The organism is Robinsoniella sp. (assembly GCF_034124845.1).
On record NZ_JAWYAJ010000536.1, the window covers coordinates 1 to 9,787 of the forward strand.

A 9,787-nucleotide genomic window follows, 5' to 3' on the forward strand; every position below is an offset into this window, starting at 1 on the left:
AAAGGTAGTGACTTTTTTTATATCTGCAAGCTTTTGGGTTAAATCTGGGGATATCCAGGTATGGCTATGGAATCTGCATTTGGATCTCCTTTTGGTGCCTGGGGTACTGTTCCGTCCCACTCTCCTGCATTTGGATCAACATCTGCAGATGCCGGCTGCTGTTTTTCTGTGGATGCATCTGTTATTGACTCTGAGATCTGAGAGGAAGCCGGTTTGTTACCAAACCATCCCTGATGATAACCAATTGCTGCTCCTGCACCACCAAGGGCAATAACACCAGCCAGACTTCCAATGATAATTTTCTGTCTGATAAGAGCTTTCGCCAACTCTTCTGCTGTCTTTCCCGCTGCTTTTCCCGCCGACTTTGCTGCTGTCTTTCCCGCTGCTTTTCCCGCCGACTTTGCTGCTGTTTCTTCCGCTGCCTGCATTGCCGATTTCTTTGCCGCTTCGGATGCTAATTGTTCCTCTTCCTTAGGTAATTTCTTCTCTTCCGCCATCTTTGCCACTCCTATGTCTTTATTTGATGCTGTTATGGCTCTCTGACTTAGATATTTCTTACATCTGTTTTAATTATACTGCCATATCCATAATCCCGCCAATACTCATTGTGAATAGCCTCGCGATACTTTTTAGGCATTACGTGAGTCTGGATTTTCTCCGTAATAATCCCTGAATAATTCCAGGAATTTCCTTCCATTATCCGATATCACTTCTTTTTTACGTTTTATCCAAATAAGCATCATTTCACTATTTATATTCTCAATCTCCCGGCTTACGATTCTGCCCTTTGCCAGTTCCTCCATCTGCCATTTGTTTCCGAAAATAAAGGCATCTGCATGTTTTAACATGCGGATGATTGCATGGTAATTATTCATTGTTATCGTCTTTCGAAAGTCGGAAAATCGGATTCCATCCATGCTCAAACCAAAATTTATATTTGCATAGTAATCATACGGAAGATGGATATAGCTATAATCGAGCAGATCCTCCGCATATATTTTTTCTTTTTTTAGCAACGGGCTGGCTTCGCTTACCTGAATGTAAATAGGTCCCTTGTCTAATACTTCAAATTCCAGTTCTTTTATAGCCAGAGACCTTCGGAAGATAGGAAACTGAAAGTTATTGATTGCAACAATACCGATTTCCGATTGTAAGGCAGCCACACTGTCAATCACCTCTTCTACCGTGGTTTCAAATAGATTTATCGTAGTATGATTTGACTTTACGGTTTCATAGAACCGCAGCATTAAATCATCCGCAAATATAATTCTGGCAACCGCAACATTTAGTTTACTCTGCACCGTTTCCTGGCTCAGCATCTTTAAACCAGATACCGCTTCTAACTGGTTGATGATAGATTTGGCATAATAATATAAGCTTTCACCTATGGGCGTCAGTTCAACCCCCTGATTAGACCGGATGAGCAAATCCGCACCTACTTCCTCTTCCAGACTGTGCATTGCCCTCGTGAGATTTGGCTGGGAATTAAACAGTACCTCAGCCGCTTTATGTAAGCTCTTCTGTTCTGCAATAACGACAAAATATTCCAGATTCTTTAATTTCATCTCTGTTTCCTTTACCTGTACTTTCTTTTATAACGGAAGATCCACAGCGTCCGCCGGAAGCTTCTCTACCACTTCCAGATACTCCACCATATTTCCATCGTCCTTTACCGGATACATATATCCTAATTTTCCTCCAACGCTTTGTCCCAGCTCCCGGAATAGTCTGCAGGCAGCCCATATCCCCTGCCACATATTTTCATAAACAGCGTCTGTATATGTCTGGCGGTACATGTCCCAATATTCTTCCGTAAGATAGCGTTTAAAATATTTTCCCATTTTCCCCGGTGATACCTGAAAATTATTTTGACAGCCGATCCACCAACTGACCATGAGATCCATCTTCGGCCGGATTACAGTCTCCAGCATACTTTTTGCATAGGGCAGTTCATCCCTCCAGATTCCCTTTGCCACATTTGCCATACACCACCAGAAATCGTTGCAGCATGCGATATAATCCCCCTCATTCGGGCATTTTACCAGATAGCTAAACCTTTTGATATCATTGATTTTACTTAAACAGCCATCCCTTTCCCAGAGAATCACCGTGGAATCCTTAAAATACACTTCCGTCTCAACAGCTTCCAGAACCTGTATATGCAAATCAATGCGGTTTCCATCCTGAAACAGCATAAGATACCCATAGGAGCTGTTAAAATCCACCTGCCGCCCCAGCATTTTATCCAGCTTATCCGGTTCCTGTACCATGCGAAGTTCTCCGAATACGGTAATCCAGTTTCTATCTTCTAAAAAAGATGCGGTTTCTGTGACCACATACACAATGTCGTAATCCTGAAACAAGTCCCTTGGTGCATCAGATTTCGCTCTGGAACCATTTAAGTAGACTCCCAGAATCCGGTCATCGTTTTTTGCAACTCCCAATATCAGTTCGTACATCTCCTGCTCACTTCTCATCTGAAACTCCCTTTCTGATCTTTCTGATCATGTTAGAATTTATCTTTATAACCTCTTTCCATTTACTTTCAGCCACCGCTGCCACACTTTATAATCCGGCATGATCTCTGCTACCACAGCATAAAACCTTGCTGAATGATTCATTTCCCGCCGGTGGGCAAGTTCGTGTACCACCACATAATCCACCACTTCTTCCGGTCCCAGAAGAAGCTTCCAGTTAAAATTCAAATTTCCTGCAGAACTGCAGCTTCCCCATCTGGTCTTCTGCTCCCGGATGGTAATTCTTCCATATGTAACACCCATTATTCTGGCAAAATGCGCTGTCTTTGCCGCAAATACTTCTTTTGCAAGATTTTTCATCTTTATCTTTTGAGCATCCGTTAACAGCTCGCTTTTTTTATTTTCATAAGCATCCCGGGTTTCCTGCTGCTTTGTACGTATCCAGTTCTCCTTTTCTACGATAAACTTCTCTATTGCACGATTGCCAGCTTTTTTCGGTGCCCGCACTACAACTCTTCCGTCCTCCATGATCTGGATAGCGATGGATTTACGGGAGCTGTAAATCAATTCATACTCCATGATGATCACCCCGGAGTATGATCATGAAAGAACTGCTTCTCATACCTTCGTTTCCTTTCCATCTATGCTTGTCTCCTCTGCTGCTCCTGTCAGATAGACACTGAAAAATGCTACCCGGTTATCTTTGCACCAGTATTCCAGGCCACTGGACTCAGCCATTTTCCGGGCATTGATGCAGTATGCAGACAGGCAGGATGCAATTTTATCCGGAAATCTGCATGAAATACCTTCCTGTATCCCGCATTTTGCGCAAAGAGAGCATGGACCCGCCATGATCGTTAGTCCCTGCCCTCCTGTCGCTTCCATTTTGGCGGCAAATTCTCGAGTAATCTGGTTATGCTTTTTTTTAACAGATTTTGTCTCCTGACCGTCCATAATATCTTCCACTTGTGTGATTGTCTGCAATACCAATGCCTTTTTATATTTTCTGACTCTCTGTTCCATCTCATCCGTAGTACCGCAATCCGGGGGACAGGCATAATTTTTCCCATAGTTGCCACAAAGATTTTCCTCACAATATCTGCGAAGAGAAGCGTCGAATTCCAATTTTGTGCTGTCTATCCAAACAGCGTGATGAAATCCGCATTCTTCTGCTAATTTTACAGCTTGTTCCATTTCCTATACCTCCTGCCGTTCCTGATCTAACTCTATTTTTTCTACCATATATCTTCCGTCATGAATTTCCATTACAGCCATCGTGATCTGCTGGTCAAACCGGCGTTTTCCACAGCTCCCGGGATTTAACCACAGGACACCATCTTTTTCTTCACAAAAATACTTATGGGAATGTCCGAATATTACAGCGCTTACCTGAGATAGCTTTTCGGGAATGCATTTTTTATTATGAACCATATAAAATTTCATATCTGCAATTTCAAAATATAGTTCCTCCGGTAATTCTTCTGCCCATTGCGCTTTGTCATTATTTCCGCGGACAACGTATACCGGTGCAATTCGATTAAGCTCCTCCAATACTTCCGCCTTGTTAATATCTCCGCCATGTATAATATAATCACACATTTCCAGAACTTCTAAAACTTCCGGTCTTAACAGTCCATGGGTATCTGAAATAATTCCAATTCTGCATTTTTTCATAATTATTCCTCCTCTGTGAATCCAAAACACCTGGTTATGATTAGTTCCATTTCTGTTAACAATTTAATTCAGCTGTCACAGAACTTAACTCTCCATCTGGGAAGCGTCCGAGCAGTCTGACATGTAAAGTCATTATAACACACTTACCGGATTACGGCACAGAATCCCTGTTTTTTAATAACAATTTTAGAATTATTCCAATTTAAGTCTTTTTCACCTTCAAAAACCCTGCACATATTTTTTCACAAAAAAACTGCACATTATTCTGTGCAGTTTCCTTCATCGAATGGTATATGAACAGTAACTTTTGAGCCCTCCCCCTTTTTAGAAAAAATATGGATTCCATATTTCTCACCATAAGTAAGCTGTATGATATGATGGGCATTATTAAGCCCCACATGATTATGTCCTTTTTCTTTTACTTCTTTATTAATTGGAAGGGATACTTCCCCTTCCTGGTCAAATCCAACGCCATCATCACTTATTTCTATATAGATACTGCGTTCTTTTTCATACATGACGATTTCTACAACCCCCGGTTCCAGTTTCGGTTCAATTCCGTGTACTACGGCATTTTCCACAATCAGCTGAAGGCAGAGCTTAGGAATGTACATATCCAGTACCTCTTCATCTTCCACCTGAATATTGTAATTCAGACGGTCACCGTAGCGGTAACTCTGGAGATATAAATAATACTCTACATATTCCAGTTCCTGGCGAATCTGTACCTTTTCTGTATCCTTACGGTATATTTTTGCCTGTATCAGCTGGGAAAATGAGGTGATCATTTTATAAGTCTCGTCGTTTTGATCCAGTCTTGCCTGAAGTGCGATGGTATTTAATACATTGAACATAAAGTGGGGATTCACCTGGGTCTGCAGAAATTTTAATTCCATTTCTTTAATGGAAAGCTGTTTTTCATAGACCTGTTTGATCAGATAATTTACATATTCGGTCATTTCATTGAAAACCAGACTGATTTCATGGAATTCTTCTGTACTGTAATCCGGTAATTTCGTTTCAAAATCCCCTTCTTTAACTGACTGCAGCTTTTCTGTGAATTCTTTCAGCGGCTTTGTCATGTGGTAAACAATGGTTACAAATGCAGCAAACACTGCGACGCAGATGACAGCCAATATAAAAATATAAATTTTAACAGAATCATAAAGTAAGTAGGTGGTCTGCCCCTCCGGGATTCCAATGGTTGCCCTCAGGTACATGCTCATATCTTCCGTATACAGTCGAAATCCAGTGTTGTTAATAGCAGCTTCATATGGCACCGTTTGAAATGATTGGTTGATTTCCCCTAACTTTCCACCTGCCATTTTATAATTTTCACCCACGATAATATTTCCTCTCTGGTCATATAACATCCAGAAAGCACCCTTATAATTCTCAACCTGGTCCATAATCCCTTCCAATACATCCAGGCGGATCTCAAAGATCACACTTCCCTGATCCTTCATATTCCTGTCATATAAGGTAAAAGCCAGATACTCCCTTCCTTCCTGTCCTGGGTAATAGCAATAATCCGGGCTTCCTCCCGGTTCCTCCTGCTGTGTTCTGAAATTATTATAAACTCCGATTGCTTCCTCCCGGCTTTTTTGAACCTCGGATTCTACCATTGCATAGTAACCGGTAAACAAAAAATCATCCTGACTGTCAAAGAGATACACTTTCTCCACAATCGGCTCATTTCCATTTCCCAGATTCTTCTGGCTGCTGATATTTACGGTACGGGTATAAACATTTTGCAGGCGATCCTGCTCCTTTTCGTCCAGTTCCTGCTTTCCAGCCCTATCCAGATACGCCATAAGTTCTTCCGAACCCCGGATCTCGTAAATAATATTTTCCAGGTATTCCGTTTTGGTATTGAGATTATTATTTGTCTCAGTCAGAAAAAAATCCAGATCATGTTCAATATATTTCCCTACGATCAGCCAGACCGAACAGATAAAAACCACCCCGCAGAAAATAAGGGACAGCAGCGTCACACTGAGATTTAATGCCATCATTTTTTCTCTAAGGGAATGACGTTTTGTTTTCTTATCCTTCATCGCTTCCTCCGCTTTTATTCTCTGTTATTGATTCAGGTAATTGACCACTGTCTCCGGTCCTATTTTACCCTGCGCTTCCTCAAAAAGGCGCTGGGATAAATCATCAACTGCATCATTGCCCCAGGAGAGACTGATTGCCTTAATATGTATATCTGCTTCGTTGGCAAGTTCCAGCGCTTCTCCCAAAAGCGGATACCCTTCTTTGATTTCGTTCCCGCTTACATTGGGATTAGACGGTGCCTGTCCCGTTTCCATAGCCATCTTTTTCTGGACACCTTCGCTCAGCATGTATTTCAGAAACCGAATGCATGCCTCCTGCTTTTTTGGATTTTCATTTTTATAAATTACATAGCCGGAAGATGGCGAGATGTATGCAACGCTGCTGCCATCCTCCGTTGGATAGTTTGCATAAGCCACATCCTCTTTTATAGAACTGCTGCCAAGCAGTTCACTGTCCCATACACCGTTGAAATATACCGCACTTTTTCCATCCAGAAAATATTGCCTTGCATTATCAATGCTGGATACAAAATTAGATTCTTTCCCCAGTTTTCGGATGTCCTTTAAGGTTTGGAAAATAATCTTGCTGCTGAAATTATCCGGCAGTTCCGATGCAAGCTCAATGCCTTCTGCTCCCGAGCCTGCAACTCTCGCCAGAAAAACATCTTCTGACAACTGTACACTGTCTAACGCCGCTGCAGCAAAATCGGGATTCTGCCGTTTTCCCCATGCGTTTAGAATCCTGCAGTCTTCCATGAATTCTTCCCAGGTGTCCGGGGTTTTCGCTTCCCCATATTCATCCACGATTCCAGCTTCCACAAAAAACTTCTTATTATACCAGTACCCTGCTATTTCCAATGCATCCGGTATGGAATACAGCGCCCCGTCTTCAGTGGTCCAGCCAGCCAGGACCGCCGGGTGTATGCTTTCTTTTAACTCCGGATCTTCTTCAATAAATGGCATTAAATCCAGTGCCATTCCTCTTTTTACCGCGTTAAAAACATAGTACGACAACCCATTCGTGCTGACAATATCCGGCATCTTCCCTACCGCCAGCATATCATTGGCTTTCTCTACCGCAATACTGCTGTCCGAGGATGGATAGGTGATCAGGTTAATATCGGGATTTTGGCTTGAAAATTCTTCATAGATCTCCTGCATGGTAGCATGGGTGGGAAGCGTACCGCCCCATCCATGCATAAGTATGATATCCGTAACCTGAACATCTTCTTTTTCTGAGCATCCGCTCAGGAGGCACGCTGCCGCTACAAACAACAATAGCATTGTTTTTTTCTTTAACATCCGATCCTCCTATTTAAAGTCTTTTGGTGATACTCCGGTATATTTTTTAAAGAAATAAGAAAAATAGGTGGTATTTTCAAAGCCCAGCGCATCTGCAATTTCATATATTTTCTTATCCGTGTTTTTCAGATAGTCCTTTGCTTTTTCGATCCGCATCTGATTCAGCCGGTTCAGGATTTTCTCCCCGGTGGCTTCTTTATAGATTCTGCTGAGGTAACTGATACTGGTACCCACGTGTTCTGCTATATCCGTTACCGTAATGCCCTTATGGAAGTTTTCTTCTATGTAACGCTCACATTCATTTACTATCGTATTTTTATGACTGGAGGCATTTGATACGTAAGCTGAAGTTCCCTGGAGGATTTCCATCATTACCTTTTCATATTCATCAGCATAAAAGCACCTGTGAATCTTCTCCGTTATACTCCCACGGTAGCCGGTAACCTGAAAAATGTCCGTACCAAAGGAGTCTAAGATTTTCCTGCATCTCTGTTGTATGATAATACCTGAATTTTTTATTGTATTTGCGGCACACAGTTCCGTTTTCTGTGTATCTAAAATCTCTTTGAATTTGAGCCGAACCTCTTCTGTATTGCCCTGGCTCACCTGAAAACAAAGCTGTTCGATCAGTTCATCCACTTTGGCACTGTATTTTTCAGGATTCACACCATCTCTTTCAAAAAAGCTGATTTTGCTGTCACCGCTGATAAAGCTGTTTCCCAGAACACTTTCCGCCTGGTCGTAAGCTTTCTTCATACAGATCACATTCTGCTGCCTGGAACTGACACCGATATTTACATACAGCCCCATGAAATTATCCATCATATCCGTGATCTGCTGTCCCTGCATCAATATGGTATCCATATAATTTTCCGGCACATTTTGTACCACGATGGCATACATATCCCGCTGAACCGGAATTCCTCTTAACATCTGTTCTCCAAACACCATGGAAAAGAAATTCAGAAGACTCTTATACGTCCTGCTTTTTTTCTCCGTTGTCATATCTTCGTTCAGGCGGAAATGCAGAAGCAGCACCAGATAATTGTCCGGCTTCATACCCAGTTCAGACATTTTGGATTGTATCTCATCTTCATCATAGATGGATTCGTCAAATATGGATTTCAGAAAATATTCCAGCACCGTTTCTTTATCCTCTCTGGAAATGCTTGTATGTTCTTTTTCAATCAGGTCTTTCGCCTTATTAATTGCCATGATCAGCCCGTCAAAAGCACCTGTTTTTGTAACATAATCCACTACATTATATTTAACAGCAGACTGTGCATAAGAAAAATCAGCATACGCGGTCAGTAAAATTATTTTTATTGGCAACTTTTCTTCCCAGATATATTTGGCGATTTCAATACCGTCTTTCCCGGGCATTTTAATATCTGTAATTAATATATCCGGCTTAATCTCCTTTAGATTTTCCATAACCTGCTGCCCGTTTTCAGCGGTATATACCACCTCACATCCCAACTCCTGCCAATTTGTCAAAGAAACCATGGCCTTTCTCATTAAAGGTTCATCATCAGCTACCATTACACGATACATTTCGTCTTTTTCCTCCCGTCTTGCAGACAGTTTCCTGATCTGCTACCCAATACTTTCCTTCACGATTAACATCATATCATAATCGTTTTCCAAAAGAAATCTCTTTTTCCGCCTCTCTGCACGCAGTCATTTCATGTTAGTTATAATTTACCATTCTCTAAGTGGATTTTGAATAAACAGAAGCTTCGGAAAGATTCGTTTTTTTGACCTGGGATTTAACTGCAAAATAAAAAATACGTTTTTTTGACTGTATTCTGCTGCATTCACAAAACCCAGTTAAAAAAACGTATTTTTATTTATTTAAAACACATGACTTTTCTCACGCATATCTTCCACTAATTTCTCCACCATGACAAACTTTATACAAAACCCAATCCCTGCTGCCACAAGGGAAGCACCCAATCCGGTATAGAACATCCGGATACAATGTCCCGGCCATACATCTGCACGGCGCAGTAATATGCCAAAAGTCATCATAAATGCCATGATGCAATAAGATTTCAAGTCAAAAAATCGAAGTATATGCATCCGTTCCTCTTTGCTGCCAAGTATGCGTTTGGTGTGCTTTCCGATCAAACGTCGAAAAATAAAACCATAAAACACTCCGAATACCAGTAAGGCAGAGAGCACTGCCCAAATACTCCAGTCTCTGCCGGATGCCAGCAGCCCGATGCGGATAATATTAAATCCTGCCGCAAACCAGACAATTCCCGCAGTCAGCAG

At 41.6% G+C, this 9,787-nt stretch carries 10 protein-coding genes; all 10 read right to left on the bottom strand.

Annotation, left to right across the window (positions count from 1 at the left end; genetic code table 11):
• Positions 1-38 precede the first annotated feature (38 nt).
• Positions 39-497 (bottom strand): hypothetical protein, encoded by a 459-nt coding sequence (locus ACH2DQ_RS26610; RefSeq protein ID WP_395028667.1) that lies wholly within the window; start codon positions 495-497, stop codon positions 39-41.
• Positions 498-629: 132 nt separating this feature from the next.
• Positions 630-1,565, bottom strand: coding sequence for a LysR family transcriptional regulator (locus tag ACH2DQ_RS26615; RefSeq protein WP_394912482.1), 936 nt, complete (start codon positions 1,563-1,565; stop codon positions 630-632).
• A gap of 27 nt (positions 1,566-1,592) precedes the next feature.
• On the bottom strand, positions 1,593-2,477 hold the full coding sequence (locus tag ACH2DQ_RS26620) for an aminoglycoside 6-adenylyltransferase (RefSeq protein WP_394912483.1): 885 nt from the start codon (positions 2,475-2,477) through the stop codon (positions 1,593-1,595).
• Positions 2,478-2,522: 45 nt separating this feature from the next.
• On the bottom strand, positions 2,523-3,056 hold the full coding sequence (locus tag ACH2DQ_RS26625) for a M48 family metallopeptidase (RefSeq protein WP_394912484.1): 534 nt from the start codon (positions 3,054-3,056) through the stop codon (positions 2,523-2,525).
• Positions 3,057-3,095: 39 nt separating this feature from the next.
• Positions 3,096-3,671 (bottom strand): DUF2284 domain-containing protein, encoded by a 576-nt coding sequence (locus ACH2DQ_RS26630; RefSeq protein WP_394912485.1) that lies wholly within the window; start codon positions 3,669-3,671, stop codon positions 3,096-3,098.
• Positions 3,672-3,674: 3 nt separating this feature from the next.
• Positions 3,675-4,151: a metallophosphoesterase family protein gene (locus ACH2DQ_RS26635; protein ID WP_394912486.1), complete on the bottom strand. Its 477-nt coding sequence runs from the start codon at positions 4,149-4,151 to the stop codon at positions 3,675-3,677.
• 260 nt (positions 4,152-4,411) lie between these two features.
• Positions 4,412-6,208: a sensor histidine kinase gene (locus ACH2DQ_RS26640; protein WP_394912487.1), complete on the bottom strand. Its 1,797-nt coding sequence runs from the start codon at positions 6,206-6,208 to the stop codon at positions 4,412-4,414.
• Between the two features lie 24 nt (positions 6,209-6,232).
• Positions 6,233-7,510, bottom strand: a complete 1,278-nt coding sequence (locus tag ACH2DQ_RS26645) for an extracellular solute-binding protein (protein WP_394912488.1) — start codon at positions 7,508-7,510, stop codon at positions 6,233-6,235.
• 9 nt (positions 7,511-7,519) lie between these two features.
• Positions 7,520-9,064 carry a response regulator gene (locus ACH2DQ_RS26650; RefSeq protein WP_394912489.1) on the bottom strand — a complete coding sequence of 515 codons (1,545 nt, stop codon included), beginning with the start codon at positions 9,062-9,064 and terminating at the stop codon, positions 7,520-7,522.
• Positions 9,065-9,364: 300 nt separating this feature from the next.
• A partial coding sequence (locus ACH2DQ_RS26655) for a hypothetical protein (RefSeq protein WP_395028668.1) occupies positions 9,365-9,787 on the bottom strand: 423 nt, incomplete at its 5' end.